This window comes from Glycomyces sp. NPDC047010, from assembly GCF_040644205.1.
GTDB lineage: Bacteria > Actinomycetota > Actinomycetes > Mycobacteriales > Micromonosporaceae > Glycomyces.
The window spans coordinates 459,496-476,665 of the sequence record NZ_JBEYVY010000003.1 but is presented as its reverse complement, the minus strand read 5'-3'; the positions used below and the strand labels follow the sequence as shown (position 1 = coordinate 476,665).

At 72.1% G+C, this 17,170-nt stretch carries 19 protein-coding genes; 6 read left to right on the top strand and 13 right to left on the bottom strand.

The features are described from left to right. Positions 1-59 precede the first annotated feature (59 nt). Positions 60-566, top strand: coding sequence for a DUF4190 domain-containing protein (locus AB0A65_RS08680; RefSeq protein WP_359948444.1), 507 nt, complete (start codon positions 60-62; stop codon positions 564-566). A gap of 57 nt (positions 567-623) precedes the next feature. On the opposite strand, the gene AB0A65_RS08675 is transcribed toward AB0A65_RS08680, so the two are convergent. From AB0A65_RS08675 to AB0A65_RS08635, 9 genes are all read right to left on the bottom strand, one after another. Further along, a complete protein-coding gene (locus tag AB0A65_RS08675; RefSeq protein WP_359948441.1) occupies positions 624-980 on the bottom strand; it encodes a VOC family protein in 357 nt (118 codons plus the stop codon). 110 nt (positions 981-1,090) lie between these two features. Next, entirely contained in the window at positions 1,091-1,570 is a 480-nt protein-coding gene (locus AB0A65_RS08670; protein ID WP_359948438.1) for a hypothetical protein, read from the bottom strand. Positions 1,571-1,649: 79 nt separating this feature from the next. Then, the gene (locus AB0A65_RS08665; RefSeq protein ID WP_359948435.1) at positions 1,650-3,038 is read right to left on the bottom strand and encodes a trypsin-like peptidase domain-containing protein; all 1,389 of its coding nucleotides are present in this window, start codon (positions 3,036-3,038) and stop codon (positions 1,650-1,652) included. A 235-nt stretch (positions 3,039-3,273) separates the two neighbouring features. Next, complete coding sequence (locus AB0A65_RS08660; protein WP_359948432.1) at positions 3,274-3,441, bottom strand: DUF3117 domain-containing protein; 168 nt, start codon at positions 3,439-3,441, stop codon at positions 3,274-3,276. 238 nt (positions 3,442-3,679) lie between these two features. Further along, a complete protein-coding gene (locus AB0A65_RS08655) occupies positions 3,680-4,177 on the bottom strand; it encodes a hypothetical protein (RefSeq protein ID WP_359948429.1) in 498 nt (165 codons plus the stop codon). A 12-nt stretch (positions 4,178-4,189) separates the two neighbouring features. Continuing rightward, positions 4,190-4,717 carry a DivIVA domain-containing protein gene (locus AB0A65_RS08650; RefSeq protein ID WP_359948427.1) on the bottom strand — a complete coding sequence of 176 codons (528 nt, stop codon included), beginning with the start codon at positions 4,715-4,717 and terminating at the stop codon, positions 4,190-4,192. Positions 4,718-4,735: 18 nt separating this feature from the next. Continuing rightward, positions 4,736-5,389 carry a hypothetical protein gene (locus AB0A65_RS08645; RefSeq protein WP_359948424.1) on the bottom strand — a complete coding sequence of 218 codons (654 nt, stop codon included), beginning with the start codon at positions 5,387-5,389 and terminating at the stop codon, positions 4,736-4,738. 34 nt (positions 5,390-5,423) lie between these two features. Next, on the bottom strand, positions 5,424-7,955 hold the full coding sequence (locus tag AB0A65_RS08640) for an FtsK/SpoIIIE domain-containing protein (protein ID WP_359948421.1): 2,532 nt from the start codon (positions 7,953-7,955) through the stop codon (positions 5,424-5,426). Between the two features lie 86 nt (positions 7,956-8,041). Next, entirely contained in the window at positions 8,042-9,313 is a 1,272-nt protein-coding gene (locus AB0A65_RS08635) for a M18 family aminopeptidase (RefSeq protein WP_359948418.1), read from the bottom strand. A gap of 48 nt (positions 9,314-9,361) precedes the next feature. Here AB0A65_RS08635 and folP point away from each other — a divergent pair, with 48 nt between their 5' ends. Next, the gene (gene folP / locus AB0A65_RS08630) at positions 9,362-10,228 is read left to right on the top strand and encodes a dihydropteroate synthase (RefSeq protein WP_359948415.1); all 867 of its coding nucleotides are present in this window, start codon (positions 9,362-9,364) and stop codon (positions 10,226-10,228) included. Between the two features lie 225 nt (positions 10,229-10,453). Then, positions 10,454-11,149: a class I SAM-dependent methyltransferase gene (locus AB0A65_RS08625; RefSeq protein ID WP_359948412.1), complete on the top strand. Its 696-nt coding sequence runs from the start codon at positions 10,454-10,456 to the stop codon at positions 11,147-11,149. On the opposite strand, the gene AB0A65_RS08620 is transcribed toward AB0A65_RS08625, so the two are convergent. Continuing rightward, positions 11,128-11,838, bottom strand: a complete 711-nt coding sequence (locus tag AB0A65_RS08620; protein WP_359948409.1) for a TIGR00730 family Rossman fold protein — start codon at positions 11,836-11,838, stop codon at positions 11,128-11,130. The genes AB0A65_RS08625 and AB0A65_RS08620 overlap by 22 nt on opposite strands. Next, complete coding sequence (dapE, locus tag AB0A65_RS08615) at positions 11,835-12,905, bottom strand: succinyl-diaminopimelate desuccinylase (RefSeq protein ID WP_359948406.1); 1,071 nt, start codon at positions 12,903-12,905, stop codon at positions 11,835-11,837. Before dapE ends, AB0A65_RS08620 begins: the two co-directional genes overlap by 4 nt. Before the next feature lie 39 nt (positions 12,906-12,944). Here dapE and AB0A65_RS08610 point away from each other — a divergent pair, with 39 nt between their 5' ends. Together AB0A65_RS08610 and AB0A65_RS08605 are read left to right on the top strand one after the other, a co-directional pair. Continuing rightward, on the top strand, positions 12,945-13,874 hold the full coding sequence (locus AB0A65_RS08610; protein ID WP_359948403.1) for a DapH/DapD/GlmU-related protein: 930 nt from the start codon (positions 12,945-12,947) through the stop codon (positions 13,872-13,874). Between the two features lie 112 nt (positions 13,875-13,986). Continuing rightward, entirely contained in the window at positions 13,987-14,358 is a 372-nt protein-coding gene (locus tag AB0A65_RS08605; RefSeq protein ID WP_359948400.1) for a YbjQ family protein, read from the top strand. 71 nt (positions 14,359-14,429) lie between these two features. Here the strand turns inward: AB0A65_RS08605 and AB0A65_RS08600 are convergent, their stop codons facing one another. After that, positions 14,430-15,563 (bottom strand): Mrp/NBP35 family ATP-binding protein, encoded by a 1,134-nt coding sequence (locus AB0A65_RS08600; protein WP_359948397.1) that lies wholly within the window; start codon positions 15,561-15,563, stop codon positions 14,430-14,432. Positions 15,564-15,651: 88 nt separating this feature from the next. Between AB0A65_RS08600 and AB0A65_RS08595 the strand changes: the two genes are divergently transcribed. Further along, the gene (locus tag AB0A65_RS08595; protein ID WP_359948394.1) at positions 15,652-16,491 is read left to right on the top strand and encodes a PhzF family phenazine biosynthesis protein; all 840 of its coding nucleotides are present in this window, start codon (positions 15,652-15,654) and stop codon (positions 16,489-16,491) included. Here the strand turns inward: AB0A65_RS08595 and amrA are convergent. Next, complete coding sequence (gene amrA, locus AB0A65_RS08590) at positions 16,451-17,071, bottom strand: AmmeMemoRadiSam system protein A (RefSeq protein WP_359948391.1); 621 nt, start codon at positions 17,069-17,071, stop codon at positions 16,451-16,453. The two genes, AB0A65_RS08595 and amrA, sit on opposite strands and share 41 nt — an antisense overlap. Between the last annotated feature and the right edge of the window lie 99 nt (positions 17,072-17,170).

The window sequence follows — 17,170 nt, the reverse complement described above, 5'->3', positions numbered from 1 at the left end:
TGCGAGTCGGTTATCGTGAACGTCCCCGCGCCGTTTCCGCCCGAGCAGAGAGTGCAGCGATGACCTATCCTCCGACTCCGGACCAGCCCGGACAGGGCGGCTTCCAGTACGACCCGTACGGCAGCCAGCCCGGTTCCCAGCCCCAGCAGCCGCAGCAGCCCGGCTACCCGCAGCCCCAGCAGCCCGGCTACCCGGCCGCACCGCAGCTCCCGCCCGCCGCCCCCGGCTACCCGCCGCCGTACGGCCCGGGCGGCTACGGCCCGCAGCTGCCCAAGGGCCAGGCCATCGCCTCGATGGTCCTCGGCATCATCGGCGTCGGCATCCTGTGCCTGCCGATCCCCTACGTCAGCGGCATCATCAGCCTCGGCTGCGGCGTCACCGCCGCGATCCTCGGCGGCATCGCCCTGAAGAAGGTCAACCAGGGCGTCGCGGCCGGCAAGGGCCAGGCCATCACCGGCCTCGTGCTCGGCATCATCGTCTGCGCGCTCGCGGTCATCGGCATCATCGCCGCCGGCGCGCTCATCGCCATGTTCACCGGCGCGGGCGCCGCGTCGACCACGTACTAGTCATCGCAACCGCTCAGAGCGGCGCGGGCCCCGGCCCGCGCCGCTTTTTCGCGCCCTCTAGATGGTGACCAGGCAGAACGGGTGTCCGACCGGGTCGGCGAAGACCCGGTACGTCTCCCCGCCGCCGTCGAGGCGGCTCGCCCCGAGCCCCAGCGCCGCCGCCTCGCCCGCGTCGAGGTCGGGCACGCGCACGTCGAAGTGCATCTGCTGCGGGTGCGCCCCGCCCGGCCAGGTGGGCGCGGTGAAGTCGGGGATCTGCTGGAAGGCCACGCCGGGCCGGTCGGGGGCGTCGCCGATGACGACCCAGTCGCCGTCGTCCTGGACCCGGACCATGCCGAGCAGCTCCTGGTAGAAGGACGCGAGCGCCGCCGGGTCGGGGCAGTCGATGATGAGGCCGTGCCAAGTTCCGATCATGCGGCCAGTCTGGCAGCGGGGTCCGACGTCGATGTCGCGATTCGGCCGACGGATTCAGGCCGGGGGAGCCGCGCGGACCGGCTCAGGGGGTACCGATCGGGTGAACCGGCTCAGGTGACGTCGTCGAAGCTCGCGGAGCGCCCGCGGGTCCGCTCGGAGGCGGGGGCGTCGTCCTCGGCGCCGGTCGCCGCACCGTTCGCGCCGTTCGAGGACCCGTTCGTGCCGCGCGTGATCGCGCCGCGGTTGACGCTGCGGCGGGTGGTCTCGACGTCGCGGGTGGCGTCCGTGAGGCCCTCCTGGAGCGGCTTCGTGCCGTCCTGGAGGTCGCGCATCGTGGACTTGAGGGGGTTCGTGAGCATCTCCTGGTCCTCTTCGGTCAGGATGTGCTTGCGGACGAACGTCTTCGGGTTGAGGTCCTCGGGCTTGATGTCGGTGCCGATCTCGCGGCTCAGGTCGGCCGCGGCGTTCGACGCCATGTTCCGGGCCTTGGAGATGAACCGGCGGAGGTTCGCGAGGGCCTTGGGCAGCTTGTCGGGGCCCCACAGGAAGATCGCGATGAGGATGATGACGAGGAACTCGGTTCCGCCCAAGCCTCCGAACACGCTGACCCTCCGATGACCGACTGTGACTGCTGGTACCTGAAAAACCTCCGCCTAGCGTACCCCCACGTCAGTCCGCGGCCGCTTCTAGAGTGACCTGGGCGCTGTGCTCCTCGCCATCGCGCTCGTACACCACGGTGACCACCGTTCCCGGCGCGAGCTTGCGGATGAGCGCGATCAACTGGGTGTTGTCGGTGACCCGGGTGCCGTCGAAGCTGGTCAGGAGGTCGCCGTCCTCCAGGCCCGCGTCGTCGGCGGGGGAGCCGTCCACGACCTTGCTCAGGGTCACGCCGGTCCCCAATTCGGATTCTCCGAGCTCCGCGCCGAGGACCGTGTGGGCGGCGCTGCCGGTCGCGATGATCTCGTCGGCGATGCGCTTGGCCTGGTTGATGGGGATCGCGAAACCGATGCCGATGTTCCCGGCCTCGCCCTCGGCCGCGGTCGAGGCGATGGCGGTGTTGATGCCGATGACCTGCCCGGCGATGTCGGTGAGCGGCCCGCCGGAGTTGCCGGGGTTGATCGCCGCGTCGGTCTGGATCGCGGCCATCACCGACTCGACCTCGCCGTTGTTGTTCTCGGTGAGCACGGGCCGGTCGACCGCTGACACGATCCCTTCGGTGACCGTGGACGACAGCCCGAGCGGCGCCCCCACGGCGAGCACCGGGTCGCCGACGGCGACCTTGTCGGAGTCGGCCAGGACCATCGGCGCGTGGTCGCCGCCCTCGATCTGGAGGACCGCCACGTCCGAGTCGGGGTCGGAGCCGATGACGGCCGCGGTGGTCACGGACCCGTCGCTGAACAGTACCTGGAGCTGCTCGGCGGGCTCGGTGCCGCCGCCGACGACCACGTGGTGGTTGGTGAGCAGGTACCCGTCGTCGGAGACGATGAAGCCCGAGCCGTTGCCGCCGTCCGCGGTGAGGACCGTGACGACCGAGGGCATGATCTGCTCGACCACGCCCGCCACGGACGTGAGGTCCCGCTGCGTCTCGGGGTCGGCGCCGGTGATCGCGCCGCCGACGTCGCCGCGGGTGGCCCAGATGCCGACGGCCGCGCCGAGCGTCCCGGCGATGAGCGCGGTGACCGCCGAGACCGCGATGACAAGCCCGAGCCCGATCCGCGCGTTCTGCTTGGGCCGCTCGGGGAGCGGTTCGACGGGGGTCGCCGTCGGCGCCGGGCGCGTCTCGATCACGGCGCGGCTGCCGGGGTCGCGCCACGGGTCCGAGGCGGCCGCGGGATGCCACCACGCGGCCTGGTCGGCGGGCGCCTGCGGGGCGGCGGGCGGCTGCGGGGCCGCGGGCGCGGGCCGCGGCGGGGCCATGGCGGGTTCGTAGTGCCCGTCCGCCGCGGGTCCGGCAGGGTGCGGTCCGGCCTGCTGCGCTCGGGGCGGCTGCTGCCATGGCTGCTGGGGTCGCCACTGGTCGCCCGGTTCTGCCTGGGGCGGCTGGGTGCCGGAAGTCATGTGAAGAGTCTATGCCGCATTTGCCGCCCCTTCACCCGCGCTGCGATTCCGGTCCGGACCGTGACGGAGCGTCCACACGGCACACCGGAGCGCGTCCACCCCGCTCGGCGGCGCATTCGCTCGGGCCGTGGTGCGGACAGAGTGAGAGCCCGCCCCAAGCGACGGCTTGGGGGCGAGCTCCCTTGTCGGATCGGCGGCGGGGTGACCACCAGCGGGGTGTTGGACCGTGAGGCCGCTACTCCAGAGCTCCTTCGAGCTCCTTCTGAAGCGTCTGGGCTTCCTCCGGCGTCATCTCCACGACCAGCCGGCCGCCGCCCTCGAGCGGAACGCGCATGATGATGCCGCGGCCCTCCTGAGTGACTTCGAGCGGTCCGTCCCCGGTCCGCGGCTTCATGGCCGCCATATTCGTCTCCCCTCGATCCAAGGCCGCAGGTTGCGACTCGACGTTGCTAGATCAAGTTTCCCCGATCCGCAGGCCGAGAGCCAACTCGCCCCTCCGAGTATGTGACAAAGTTGCGGAGAAAGTGCCTAAAACCGTTTAAATCGGACACCCGATTTGCGGTTTTTCGTTTCCCGTGCGCAGACCCCTGGAATACTGCCGGATCGTGACGATTGGTCCCGGTCAGGGGCTACTCCTCCGGCTATTCCTCCGGATCTTGCTCGTGCTCGGCCCCGAGGAGGAACGCGGTCCCCTCGATCTCGCGCCCGTACGGCGACACGAACGTCGGCAGCTCCTTCGGCCCCAGCGACCGGATGTACGACCAGAACAGGCGCACCGCCTCCGCCTTGTCGACCGCCTCGATCGGCATCGACAGCGTCACGAGCCAGTCGCTGCGCCGCTCCGGGGTCGGCAGGCTGCGGACCAGGTCCTCCCACGCGTCCGGCATGAGCTCCGTCCAGCCTTCGTCGGCCGCGGTGCTCTCGTCGGTCTTCTCCGGGTCCTCCAGGCGCCGCCGGTAGACGACCGCGGGGCCCACGAGCTCGCCGAGCGCGAAGACGCCCTCGGGGCCGGCCAGGGCGACCTCGTCGCCGTCCGCGGCGCCCTCGGGACGGGCGCCCTCCGGCTCGACCGACTCGACCTCGTACGCCTGTTGCTCCGCGTACTCGTCCTCGTGCAACACCAGCAGCCAATAACGCATGGGCTTATCCCATCACGACTCGCCGCGCGGCGCCGCGTCCCCTTCATCCTCGCGCCCTGCCTCACGTCCGGCGTCCCCGCCGTCCGCGCCGGACTCCTTCGCGAGCCGGAACGTGTCCTCGTCGAGCGGCTCCTCGAACGGCTCCGCATCGAACGCCTCCGCCTGGGTCTCCGGCTCGACCGGACCGTCCCCGTCGTACTCGGCGAGGGCCTCCTCGCCGCGGTCCTCTTCCACCGCAACGGGAACCGGCCCGTCGAGCTCGGCCCGCAGCTCGGCCAGCTGCTCGTCGCGGCGGCCGATCTCCCACGCGAGGCGGTACAGCGCCGCGTCGACCTGGTCGGTCCGGTAGCCGCGCGCACCGGTGTCGAACCGCAGGGCGCCCACGGACGCCTCGCTCACCGGCTCCCCGTCCCCGAGCCCCGGGGGCGCGCCCGCGGGCGCGAGGTCCAGCAGCGTGTCGCGGCCGGTGGCCCACACGACGATCGAGAACGCGATCCACACGCCGACGACGGCGACGATGACCGGGAGCACGAGACCCACGGGACCCTCCAAGCAGCTCTAAGCGAAGAACGCGAAATAGGCGAACAGCGCCATTGTGCAGACCGCGAGGGTCACTCCCAGACGCGGGTTGTGGGGGACGACCGCCTTCACCGGCTTCCCGTGGCGGTCCGTCAGCGGCAGCCGGGGCCGGTTCGCGGCCCCCACCAGCAGATACCCCACCAGCGCGGCCATGACGGGCGGCAGGAACATGACCCACCACGCGGCCTCGCCGCCCCCGCCGCTCGCCGCCAGGTAGATCAGCTGCCCCAGGAGGCACGCGACCATGCACGACCCGTAGATGAGGAGCTCGCGCAGCACGTGGTGCACGTTCGGCATCAGCGTCGGCCGCTGCGCCGCCCGCACCGTCGCCCGCAGCGACAGATCGGCCTCCCGCAGCGCGGTCTCGGCGTGCGCGAGCGCCGCGTCCGGGTCGTCCACCGCCTCCTCGGCCTGCTGGACCTCGTTCGAGGGCATCAGGTCCGGCGTGGACTGGCGCAGCCGCACGCTCAGCTCCACCACCTCGGAGGTCCGCGCGTCCAGTTCGGTCCGCACGCCCGCGAGCGCCGACCGGCGCCGTTCCAGGCGCCGCGTCGCCTGCGCGCTGCTCGCCGCCGAGTCGGCGTCGAGGCGCGCCAGCTCGTGGACCAGGTCCTCGTAGGCGCTCAAGCCCATCGGTCCTCCTGCAAGCTCAAAGGGACACCGCTCATCACGCCACCGCCTCGTCCAGGCGGCCCGGCCGCACGTACGGGACCGCCAGCGTCTCCGTGCCGGCGTGCCGGTCGATGACCAGGCACCGGTTCGCGCGCGCGTCCCAGGTCCGCTCGTACCCGCCGGTGATCGCCGCCAGGTCGTTCGCGGCGATGTTCAGCGCCACCACCCCGGCCACGTGCTCGCGCCCGGCCGTCCCTCCGATGTCGTCCAGGAACCGCCGCGCGCCCCGCCACCAGCCGATGACGTGCGCGCCCGTCGCTGGGCCGTGCAGCAGCAGGTCCCGCAGCGTCCCCGGCTTCCCGTCGGCGCCGTCGGCCCCGAACCACACCAGGTACACCGGCTTCCCGCGCGGCGCCGTCAGGATCGTCCCCGGCTCCAGCTCCCGGCACTCGTGTCCGGCGTCCTTCAACGCTTCCACCAGGTCCCGCGCGATGTCCTCCGCGCCCGCGGCCGTGGCCGCCACCTGGAACTCCACGCTCCCCGGCTCGTGCTGCCGGGCCACCGACAGCGCCGCCGACGTCAGCACGTCCGCCGCCACCGCCGAGGTCCCCAGCACCGCCAGGTGCCGCCCGGGGCTCCGGTCGAACTGGTAGCCCACCGTCGACATGTGCACGTCCACCGCGCGACCGACCAGCGCCCGCGGCGCGTGCGTCGGCGCCAGCGCCGCGAACTGCGGATCGGCCTCCAGGTGCTGCTCGTCGAACCCGCGGAACACCACCGGCTCCACGTCCGAGTCCCGCCGCTCCCACAGGTCCCGCCGCAGCTGCGCCAGGAGGTCGTCCGCGCTCGACGCGTCCGGGAACCGGCAGGTCCGGTTGCGGCCCTTCAGCCCCCCGGCGTCGTTCAGGATCGCCTGCCCGATCGACTCGACCGCCGCGTCGTTCCCCTCGTCCAGCAGGTGCTTCGCCCCCGGCAGCGCCACGCGCAGCGGGAACTGCCCGAAGATCGAGTCCTTCTTGGAGTACAGCGCCTCGATCCCCGAGATCGTCTGGGACGCCAGCACCAGGTGCACCCCGTACGAGCGGCCCTTGCGCGCCAGCTCCTCCAGATGCGCCACCGCCTCGCCCGCGAGCCGGTCGTTCCCCGCGAACAGCACGTGGAACTCGTCCACGACCGCCACGATCCGCGGCAGCCGCACCTCCGGCCGCAGCTCCCGCAGCCGCGCCAGCCGCGTGGCCCCCGCCCGCTTCATCAGCCCGGCGCGGCGCGTCAGCTCCGCGCGCAGCGCCGCCAGCACCGCCACCCCGTACTCGCGGTCGGACTCCACGCCCACGGCCCGCACGTGCGGGATCCACGACGGGTCCAGCGGCGAGGGGGTGAACTCCGTGAACGACACGCCCTCCTTGAAGTCCAGGAGGTACAGCTCCAGCTCCTCGGGGGAGTACCGGGTCGCGAGCCCGTACAGCACGTCGAGGAGGAACACGGTCTTGCCGCCGCCGGTGCGCCCGCCGATGAGCCAGTGCGGGGTCGCGTCGTCGAACGACACCTCCACGTCGCCTCCGGCGGTGCTCCCGGCCTGGTTGCGCCCGATCACCGTCGTCAGCCCGTTCCGGCTCGACTCGGTCCACAGCTCCTCGGGCACCAGGTCGGCCACGGACAGCTCGCCGGCCTCCTTGCGCTGGCGGGCCCGGGACCCGAACACGTTGCGGGTCAGGCGGGGCGGCGGCGCGGCGTCGAGGACGACGGGCAGCGGGAGGCTCCCGAGCCGGACCTCGTCGCCGCATTCGAGGTACGTGGCGTGCTCGATCGCGGGGAGCTGCTCGCGGTGCGGGTGGTTGCGCCAGCCGCACAGCACGAGGTGGCAGCGGGCGGAGGGCCCGGCGTGGGCGAGGGCCGCGAGGCGCTCGCGCATGGTCTTGCCGACCTCCGGCGGGAGCCCGGCGATGACGATGAGGTGGTAGGGCCGGTCGGCGATCGACTGGCCGCGCGCGGCGATGTCGCGCAGCTCGGTGAGCCGCTTCTCGGCGGCGGTGAGGACCCGCCCGAGCGCGAGGTGGTCGGTGGCGACCGTGGCGGCGATCCCGGCGTCCACGAGGGCGGTCGCGGGCGCGAACACCTGCCCGAGGGTCACGCCGTCCACCAGGGACAGTTCGAGGTCGGGGTGGGCGGCGGTGACCCGCACGAGCAGCGACTGGAGCATCCCGGCGACGCGCGGGTCGGCCGCGTCCCCGTCGCACACCAGGTGGCCCTTGCCGAGCAGGCCGGTCAGCGCGGGGAACGCGGCCTCGGCGGACCCGGAGTCGTCGTCCAGGAGGGCCGTCCCGATCCGCACGGCCTCGGTGCGCGACGGCTCGGTCCACAGGGGTGTGTCCGGGTCGGTCTTCGCGAGGTCGTCGCCGAGCCAGCCGGTGGCGGCGGTCGCCGCTGCGGCGCTGAGTCGTTGGGCCAGTTCACTTCTGCGGCGCTCGGTGTCGTCGGCGGCGAGCTGCGAGGCCGCCTCCACGAGGAGCCGCTCGGCCCGGTCGGCGGCCCCGGCGGCTTCGCGCAGCCGCGCCGCGGCCCGCTCCAGTTCGGTCCGCCAAGTCAATGCCGCCTCCAAGGGGGTGCCGTGAACGACACCACCTTACCGGGGGAGCGCAGCGCGTGAGGAGTCCGGAGCGGGGAGCGACACCCCTAGTGCTCGAACAGACCCAGCGCCAGATCGGCCAGGCGTCCCGGGTCCTCGGCGCCGCACAGCTCGCGGGCCGAGTGCATCGAGAGGATCGGCAGGCCGACGTCCACTGTGAGGATGCCGAGCTGCGTGCCCGAGAGCGGGCCGATCGTGGTGCCGCCGGGGATCGAGTTGCGGTTGACGTAGTACTGCCACGGGATGCCGGCGTGCTCGGCGGAGCGGCGGAATAGCGCCTCTTCTTCGGCGCCGCTGGCGTACCGCTGGTTGGCGCTGACCTTGATCATTGGCCCGCCGCCCGCGATCGGGCGGTGCGTCGGGTCGTGCTTCTCGGGGTAGTTCGGGTGGATCGAGTTGCCGGTGTCGGAGGACATCATCCCGGAGGCGGCCATGGCGCGGGTGAACGCCTGGGAGTCCTCCCCGAACAGGCGGCGCAGGACGGTCTCCAGGAACGGGCTCTGCGCGCCGGAGTAGGTCATTGACCCGATCTCCTCGTAGTTGAACGCGGCGAGCACGGGCACGTTCGGACCGGTCCCCTCGGCGGCGATGAGCGCGGCGACGCCGGCGTGGAGGCTGGTGAGGTTGTCGAGCCGCCAGGCCGCGAACAGCTCCTCGTCCTTGCCCAGGTAGGAGGGGGCGTCGAGGGCGACGGCGAACAGGTCGTGGCCGAGCACGTCGTCGGGGTCCACCCCGGCCTCTTCCGCGATGAACTCCAGGAACTCGCCCTCGCGCGGCTGGCCCAGGCCCCAGATCGGGGTGAGCTGGCCCTGCGGGTCGAGCGCGCGGCCCTCGTTGGCGCCGCGGTCGAGGTGGATCGCCAGGCGCGGGACGCGCAGCAGCGGCCGGTCCACGTCCACGAGCACCTCGGTGCCGTCGCGCAGGACCAGGCGGCCCGCGACGCCGAGGTCGCGGTCCAGCCAGGTCTGGTGCGGCACACCGCCGTAGACCTCCACGGCGACCTGCTTCCAGCCCGCCGCGCCGGTGTCCGGCCGCGGCTTGACCTTGAACGTCGGGGTGTCGGTGTGGGCGCCGAAGATGCGGAACGCGCGGGCGTCCTCGCCGGGGGTGCGCCAGGCGACGACCGAGCCGTCGCGCACGACGTAGTACCCGGGGGCGTCCCCGTTCGACCCGAGCGGCCACTCCTCCGTCTCGGCGAGCCGCCGGAACCCGGCCGCCTCAAGTCTCCGGCCCGCCTCCGCGCACGCGTGGTACGGCGTGGGGCTCGCGGTGATGAACGCGGCGAGGTCGTCGGTGTGCGACCGGTCGAAGCGGGGCATGATGCTCCTTCACTGGCGGGTGGCTGGTGCGGCTGTCAGCATAGAGCCATGCGTGCTCTGAGACTTGGCAGACGGGTGTTCGATGGCGGCGATTACGCGGTGATGGCGATCGTCAACCGCACGCCCGACTCGTTCTACGACGCCGGGCGGACCTTCGCGTTCGACGCGGCGGTCGCGGCCGTGGACAACGCGGTCGCCAGCGGTGCCGACATCGTCGACATCGGCGGGGTCAAGGCCGGGGACATCGGGCCGGAGGTCACCGCGGCCGAGGAGATCGACCGGGTCGTGCCGCTCATCGCCGAGGTCCACGACCGTCACCCCGAGCTCGTGATCTCCGTCGACACGTGGCGCGGTGAGGTCGCCCGCGAGGCGGTCGCGGCCGGGGCGGAGCTCATCAACGACACGTGGGCCGGGTGGGACCCGACGGTGATCGAGGTCGCCTCGGACACCGGCGCCGGGTTCGTCGTCTCCCACACGGGCGGGCTCGCGCCGCGCACGATCGCCGAGAAGGCGGTCTACGGGGACGTCGTCAAGGAGGTCCGCGCCGAGCTGGTCGAGCGCGCCGAGGCCGCGGTGGCCGCGGGCGTGCGGGCCGACGGCATCCTCATCGACCCGACGCACGACTTCGGGAAGACCACGTACCACTCGCTCGACCTGACCCGCCGCCTCGACGAGCTCGCGGACACCGGCTGGCCGGTCCTGGTCGCCCTGTCGCGCAAGGACTTCGTGGGGGAGACCCTGGACCTGCCGGTGGACCGGCGCCTGAACGGCACGCTCGCGGCGACGGCGATCTCCGCGTGGAACGGCGCGCGGGTCTTCCGGGCGCACGACGTGGCCGCGACCCGGGAGGTCCTCGACATGGTCGCCTCGATCAAGGGCGACCGGCCCCCGAAGGCCCCGCTCCGGAGCCTCTGACCCGGCGTCGCGACGCACGGTCACCGGCATGCCGGTGACCGTGAACACCATGCGGGGGTCTACATTCGAGACGGCTCACCCCGTCCCCGAGCGGCCCGACGCGGGCCCGGGGACACCAGTCAGAGATCTCGGAGGCCACCGATGAAGTTCAACCGCAGACGGCGTACCCCGGCGGAGACCGCCGCGGTTGAGGAAGCCCCGGTTGAGGAGGCTCCGGTTGAAGCCGTGGTCGAGGAGGCCCCGGCGGCGGGACCCGAGGCCGCCGCCGCGCCTGAACCGAAGGGCAAGAAGGAGTTCCCCGGCTCCGCCGCGTACTGGGAGAAGCGCTACGCGAACGGCGGGAACTCCGGCGGCGGCTCGCGCGGCACCAACGCCGAGTTCAAGGCCGAGGTCCTCAACAAGTTCACCGCCGAGCACGGGATCGAGTCCGTGATCGAGTTCGGCTGCGGCGACGGCGAGCAGCTCTCGCTCGCCGACTACCCCCGCTACCTCGGGTTCGACGTGTCGCCGACGCAGCTGCGCCGCACCATGGAGCGGTACGCGGACGACCCCACGAAGAGCTTCGCGCTCTACGACGGCGACAGCTTCGCCGACCCGGCCGGGTTCATCACCGCCGACATGGCGATGTCGCTCGACGTGATCTACCACCTCATCGAGGACAAGGTCTACGACCTGCACCTCAAGCACGTGTTCGGGGCCGCCCGCCGGAACGTCGTCCTGTTCACCGGCGACGCGAGCGACCCCTCGCTGGCGGGCGACTTCGCCGCCCACGTGCGCATCCGCCCCGTCCTCAAGGACGTCGAGGAGCGCTACCCCGAGTGGCGCCTGCGCGAGCGCATCGCGAACCCGCGCCCCTGGAGCGAGTACGGCGCCGACGGCTCGATCGCCGACTTCTTCATCTACGAGCGCGCGGAGGACTGAGCCGGGCGGGCCTGCTGCATGTGGGTCACGGCCTCGTCGAGGTCGTCGGTGACCAGCAGCAGGTCCAGGTCCTTCGGGCTGATCTTGCCGTCGCCGAGCATGGAGGCGCGCAGCCACTCGACCAGGCCGCCCCAGTACTCGGTGCCGATGAGCGCGATCGGGAACTTGCCGACCTTGCCGGTCTGCTCCAGGGTGAGCGCCTCGAACAGCTCGTCCATGGTCCCGAAGCCGCCGGGCAGCGCGCAGAACCCGCACGAGTACTTCAGGAACATGACCTTGCGGACGAAGAAGTACTTGAAGTCCAGCTCGATGTCCACGAACTCGTTGATGCCCTGCTCGAACGGGAGCTCGATACCCAGGCCCACGGACTTGACGCCCGCGTCGTAGGCGCCGCGGTTCGCGGCCTCCATCGCGCCGGGGCCGCCGCCGGTGATGACCGAGAACCCGGCCTCGCCGAGCTTGCGGCCCAGGTCCACGCCGAGCTTGTACTCCTCGGAGTCGACCTGCGTGCGGGCGGAGCCGTAGACGCACACGGCGTCGCCGAGGTCGGCCGCTTCGAGCGTGTCGAAGCCCTCCACGAACTCGGCCTGGAACTTCATGACCCGCCAGGCGGCGCGCTGCTTCCACTCCTCGCTGTGTTCGAGGTCGAGGAGCCGCTGGTCATCGGTGATTCGGGAGTCTGAAGTCATGGTGCCTCCACATAGGCCCGCAGCGCGTCCGCGCAGGAGCGGATGCGGGGGATCTCGACGCGTTCGTCCTGCTTGTGGGCGAGGTTCGGGTCGCCCGGCCCGAAGTTCACGGCGGGGATGCCGAGGGTCGCGAAGCGCGCCACGTCGGTCCAGCCGAGCTTGGCCCGGAACTCGCCGCCCGCGGCGGCCACGAACTCGGCGGCCTCGGGCCGGTCCAGGCCCGGGCGGCACGACGGGGCCGTGTCCGAGACCTCCACGTCGAACCCCGAGAACACTTCGCGCACATGGGCTTCGGCGGCGGCCTCGTCCCGGTCGGGCGCGAAGCGGAAGTTCACGTCCACCCAGCCCTCGTCGGGGATGACGTTCCCGGCGACCCCGCCGCCGATGAACACCGCGTTCAGGCCCTCGCGGTACGTGCAGCCGTCCACCTCGACCTCGCGCGCCTCATAGGCGTTGAGCCGCTCCAGGACCGGCGCCAGCCGGTGGATCGCGTTCTCGCCCTTCCAGGACCGCGCCGAGTGGGCCCGCTTGCCGCGGGTCGTCACGCGCACCCGCATGGTCCCCTGGCACCCGGCCTCGACCAGGCCGTACGTGGGCTCCAGGAGGATCGCGAAGTCCGCGGCCAGCAGCTCGGGCCGCGACTTCGACAGCTTGTTGAGGCCGTTGTGCACCGCCTCGATCTCCTCGCAGTCGTAGAACGCGAAGCTCAGGTCGAACTTCGGCTCCGTCACCGTCGCGGCGATCCACAGCGCCAGCGCGGTACCGGACTTCATGTCCGAGGTGCCGAGCCCCCACATGACGTCGCCTTCAGTGCGCGTGGGGAAGTTGTCGTTGACCGGGACCGTGTCGAGGTGCCCGGCGAGCATGACCCGCCGCCCCCGGCCCAGCTCGGTGCGGGCCACCAGGGTGTTCCCGACCCGCTCGACCGTCAAGTGCTCCAACCGCTTGAGGGCCGCCTCCACCGCATCGCAGATCGCCGCCTCGTCCCGCGACACCGACGGGATGTCGCACAGCGCCCGGGTCAGCTCGACGGGGTCGGCGAGGACTGCCTCACTCAAAACTGTCACATCCGCAGACCTTACCCGCCGCGTGGATAGGCTCTGAGGATGAGTGAATTCCTGACTGACGCAGCCTGGGGTGTCGGCGTGGCCACGGTCGCCGCCGACGGCACGGTCCTCGACGTGTGGTTCACCCGCCTCGGGCTCGGGGAGGCCCCGACCGGTGTGGCCGCGCCGGAGATCGACCGGGAGAACCCGACCGGGACCCGCTCGAAGGGCGTGTCGGTGCTCGTCAAGTCCCTCGCTGAGGAGCCGGTCGACACCGCCGACGTGTACCTGCGCCTCCACCTCCTCTCGCACCGCTTCGTCACCCCGCACACGATCGACCTGTCCGGCATCTTCGGGCTCCTCCCGAACAACGCGTGGACGAACCACGGCCCCGTCCCGGCGGACGCGGTGAACGCCGCGCGCCTGAAGCTGCGCGGCGAGGGGCAGACCCTCGAAGTGAAGTCGCTCGACAAGTTCCCGCCGATGGCCGACTACGTGACCCCCGTGGGCGTGCGCATCGCCGACGCCTCACGGGTGCGCCTGGGCGCGCACCTGGCCGCGGGCACCACGGTCATGCACGAGGGCTTCGTGAACTTCAACGCCGGGACGCTCGGCAACTCGATGGTCGAGGGCCGCATCTCCGCGGGCGTCGTCGTCGGCGACGGCTCGGACATCGGCGGCGGCTCCTCGATCATGGGGACGCTCTCGGGCGGCGGCAAGGAGGTCATCTCGATCGGCGAGCGCTGCCTCCTCGGCGCGAACGCCGGCATCGGGATCTCCTTGGGCGACAACTGCGTCGTGGCCGCGGGCTGCTACGTCACGGGCGGCTCGAAGGTGACCCTCCCGGACGGGACCGTGGTCAAGGCCGCGACCCTCTCGGGCAAGGACAACCTCCAGTTCTGGACGAACACGCAGACCGGCGTCCTCGAAGTGCGCCCGCGCACGGGCACGTGGGGCGAGCTGAACGCCGCCCTGCACAGCGCGCAGTAGCGTCCGCGCCTCCTCGTAGTACCTGGGTACCGCCCCTCATGCCTGAGCATGAGGGGCGTTTTCGTTCTTCGGACCGACGCGCGGGCCTGCGGATTCGCATAGCGTGGACCGCATGGACTATGTCGGAGAATTCGGCGGCGCGAATCCCACCGCCTCAGGTTTCGTCGTCACCACCACGGAGAACGTCCCGGGCTACGAGGTCCTGGAGACCCACGGCGAGGTGTTCGGCCTCACCGTGCGCTCGCGGAACATGTTCTCGGACATCGGCTCGGGCTTCAAGTCGATCCTCGGCGGCGAGCTGAAGGGCCTCTCGAAGGCCCTCGCCGCCTCCCGCGAGGAGGCCCTGACCCGCATGGTCGACCAGGCGAAGACCCTGGGCGCCAACGGGGTCGTGATGATGCGCTTCGACGTGTCGGACGCCCGCGACATGGGCACCGAGGTCTGCGCCTACGGCACGGCCGTCACGGTCCGCAAGCTTTCCTAAGGAAACCGGGAGAAAGAAAACGGCGGCACCGATCCGCAAGGGTCGGTGCCGCCGCTTCGTCTTCCGAAGAACTAGACCACGCTGAGCCCGAGCGGCTTGCCCGCGAGCGAGACCTTGCGGACCGCGAGCTGGTCGGCGATCGCGCGGATGGCGCGGGACGCCTCGCAGTCGGGGTCGGAGAGCACGAGCGGGATACCGGCGTCGCCGCCCTCGCGGAGCTTCGGGTCCAGGGGGATCTGGCCGAGCAGGGGCACGTCGGTGCCGACGTCGCGGGTGAGCGCCTCGGCGACGGTCTTGCCGCCGCCGGAGCCGAACGGCTCGATGTGGGAGCCGTCGGGCAGCTCCATCCACGACATGTTCTCGACGACGCCCGCGAGCTTCTGGTGGGTCTGCGTCACGATCGCGCCAGCGCGCTCGGCGACCTCCGCCGCAGCCTGCTGCGGGGTGGTCACGACCACGAGTTCGGCGGTCGGCAGGAGCTGCGCCACCGAGATCGCGATGTCGCCGGTCCCGGGCGGCAGGTCGAGCAGGAGCACGTCGAGGTCGCCCCAGTAGACGTCGGCGAGGAACTGCTGGAGCGCGCGGTGCAGCATCGGGCCGCGCCACACGACCGCGGTGTTCCCGGGCGTGAACATGCCGATCGAGATGACCTTCATGCCGTGCGCCTGCGGGGGCATGATCATGTCCTCGACCTGCGTGGGCGCGCCTTCGACGCCGAGCATCCGCGGGATCGAGTGCCCGTAGATGTCCGCGTCGGCGACGCCCACCGAGAGGCCCTTCTGCGCGAGCGCGGCCGCGAGGTTCACGGTCATGGAGGACTTGCCGACGCCGCCCTTGCCGGAGGCGATCGCGAACACGCGGGTGCGCGACTCGGGCAGGTTGAACGGGATGACCGGCTCGGCGCCGGCCTTGCCGCGCAGCTTGACCTGGAGGTCGGCGCGCTGCTGCTCGCTCATGACGCCGAATTCGAGTTCGAGCTCGGTGACGCCGTCCACGCCGTCGACGGCGGCGGCGATGTCGCGCTGGAGCGTGTCGCGCATGGGGCAGCCCGCGACGGTGAGGAGGATGGTCAGGGACAGGCGCCCGCCTTCGACCGCGACGGTGTCGACCATCCCCAGCTCGGTGATCGGACGGCGGATCTCGGGGTCGTTGACGTGCGAGAGCGCTTCGTGTACGGCCTCGACGACGGCGGCGTTGTCAGACATGACCCAATCGTAACCACGTGCCCGTCGGCGCCAATGTGAGCGTAGCCTTACCGACCGCTCGTCACCCGGTGCGAGCTATAAGTGCCATATGCTTCCGTTCGCGATCTACGACGTCTTCTCCGACCGCCCGTACGCGGGCAACCAGCTCGCCGTCGTCTACGACGGCCAGGACCTCACCACGGACCAGATGCAGGCCGTGGCCAAGGAGTTCGGTTTCTCAGAGACCGTGTTCACCCTCCCCGCAACCGATCCCGGGGCCGACTACCTCGCCCGGATCTTCACCCCTGCGGAGGAGCTGCCGTTCGCCGGGCACCCCACGATCGGCGCCGCGGTGGCCGTCACGGCCGCCGGTCGCGTCGCGCCGAAGGACGGCGAGGTCGTCCAGGAGTGCGGCGCGGGCCTCATGACCGTCGCCGTCGAAGGGGACGCGGCGAAGCTCACGTCCACCGCCATCTCGGTCGGCCCCGAGATCGACCGCGAGACCGCCGCCGCGGCCCTCGGCCTCGACCCCAACCGCATCATCGGCACGCCGAAGAACGCCAGCGCCGGCCTCGACCACAACTTCGTGCGGGTCGCCGAGGAGGACGTGGCCGCCGCGGTCGACGTGCCAGGGCACCTCGACAAGGTGTACGTGTTCAGCTTCGACGCCGACCACGCCGCGGTCCACGCGCGGCTGTTCCACGTGGGCGTGGGGGAGGACCCGGCGACGGGTTCGGCCGCGGTGGCGCTGGGGGTGCACCTGGTGGACGCGGGCCTGATCGCGGGGGACGGCGTGCACGCGTACGAGATCGCGCAGGGCGCGGAGATCGGGCGCCCGTCGTCGCTGTACGGCGAGGTGGTCGTGGAGGGCGGTGCGGCGGTGTCGGTCTCGGTGTCCGGTTCGGCGGTCAAGACCGCGGAGGGGACCCTGGTGGCGCTGCCGGACTAGCCCGGTACTCGGTGGTCGTGTACCGCTCGGCCCTGAGGCCCTCGGGCCACGGGGCCGGGCGGAGGTCGCCCGACCACAGCTCCTTCGGCCAGCCGCCCTTGCGCAGCAGCGCGGCGACGAACCGGTGCGGGCCGCCCGCGTGCCCCCACACGGCGGGCAGGAACGTGGCGCGGCGGCCTTCGGGGTCCTTGAGGGTGAGGCCATCCTCGCCGGGCCGCAGGGCGTCGAGGAGCGCCGGGAAGTCCCGCGCCTCCACGGGTTCCGAGGGGCCGAGGACGGCGACGGTGACGGCGAGTGCGGGGACCTCTTCGGGCCGTACGGGCTCCATCCGGGGGTCCTTCGCGGCGAGCCGGGCGTTGCGGACGACGTCGATGCCCAAGGGCCGCAGTGCGACGAGCGTCCCGATGCAGCCCCGCAGCACGCCGTCGCGCTCCAGGGTCACGAAGGTCGCGGCGCGTTCGGCGAGGCCGGGCGGGGCGTCGGCGAGGAGGACCGCGGCGCCGGGCGGGTGCGGGCCGAAGGAGGTCGCGACCGCGCTGCGCGCCAGCGCCGTCAGGACCGGGCCAGGGTTCGGCTCCATCCCCCGATGGTCCCACGTCGTGGGAGTCCGCGGGCCGTCCCCTGCGGTTCCGGCGGCGGGCCCTGTTGCGGCCGTGGCGTTCGGGTCCGGTGGTGCCCT

What these genes read in the sequence shown, in the direction of transcription:
- AB0A65_RS08620 (WP_359948409.1), bottom strand. Translation starts at nt 11,838, where the DNA reads ATGACTTCAGACTCCCGAATCACCGATGACCAGCGGCTCCTCGACCTC.
- AB0A65_RS08645 (WP_359948424.1), bottom strand. Translation starts at nt 5,389, where the DNA reads ATGGGCTTGAGCGCCTACGAGGACCTGGTCCACGAGCTGGCGCGCCTC.
- AB0A65_RS08665 (WP_359948435.1), bottom strand. Translation starts at nt 3,038, where the DNA reads ATGACTTCCGGCACCCAGCCGCCCCAGGCAGAACCGGGCGACCAGTGG.
- amrA (WP_359948391.1), bottom strand. Translation starts at nt 17,071, where the DNA reads ATGGAGCCGAACCCTGGCCCGGTCCTGACGGCGCTGGCGCGCAGCGCG.
- AB0A65_RS08660 (WP_359948432.1), bottom strand. Translation starts at nt 3,441, where the DNA reads ATGGCGGCCATGAAGCCGCGGACCGGGGACGGACCGCTCGAAGTCACT.
- folP (WP_359948415.1), top strand. Translation starts at nt 9,362, where the DNA reads ATGCGTGCTCTGAGACTTGGCAGACGGGTGTTCGATGGCGGCGATTAC.
- AB0A65_RS08675 (WP_359948441.1), bottom strand. Translation starts at nt 980, where the DNA reads ATGATCGGAACTTGGCACGGCCTCATCATCGACTGCCCCGACCCGGCG.
- AB0A65_RS08595 (WP_359948394.1), top strand. Translation starts at nt 15,652, where the DNA reads ATGCTTCCGTTCGCGATCTACGACGTCTTCTCCGACCGCCCGTACGCG.
- AB0A65_RS08610 (WP_359948403.1), top strand. Translation starts at nt 12,945, where the DNA reads ATGAGTGAATTCCTGACTGACGCAGCCTGGGGTGTCGGCGTGGCCACG.
- AB0A65_RS08680 (WP_359948444.1), top strand. Translation starts at nt 60, where the DNA reads ATGACCTATCCTCCGACTCCGGACCAGCCCGGACAGGGCGGCTTCCAG.
- AB0A65_RS08600 (WP_359948397.1), bottom strand. Translation starts at nt 15,563, where the DNA reads ATGTCTGACAACGCCGCCGTCGTCGAGGCCGTACACGAAGCGCTCTCG.
- AB0A65_RS08635 (WP_359948418.1), bottom strand. Translation starts at nt 9,313, where the DNA reads ATGCCCCGCTTCGACCGGTCGCACACCGACGACCTCGCCGCGTTCATC.
- AB0A65_RS08605 (WP_359948400.1), top strand. Translation starts at nt 13,987, where the DNA reads ATGGACTATGTCGGAGAATTCGGCGGCGCGAATCCCACCGCCTCAGGT.
- AB0A65_RS08655 (WP_359948429.1), bottom strand. Translation starts at nt 4,177, where the DNA reads ATGCGTTATTGGCTGCTGGTGTTGCACGAGGACGAGTACGCGGAGCAA.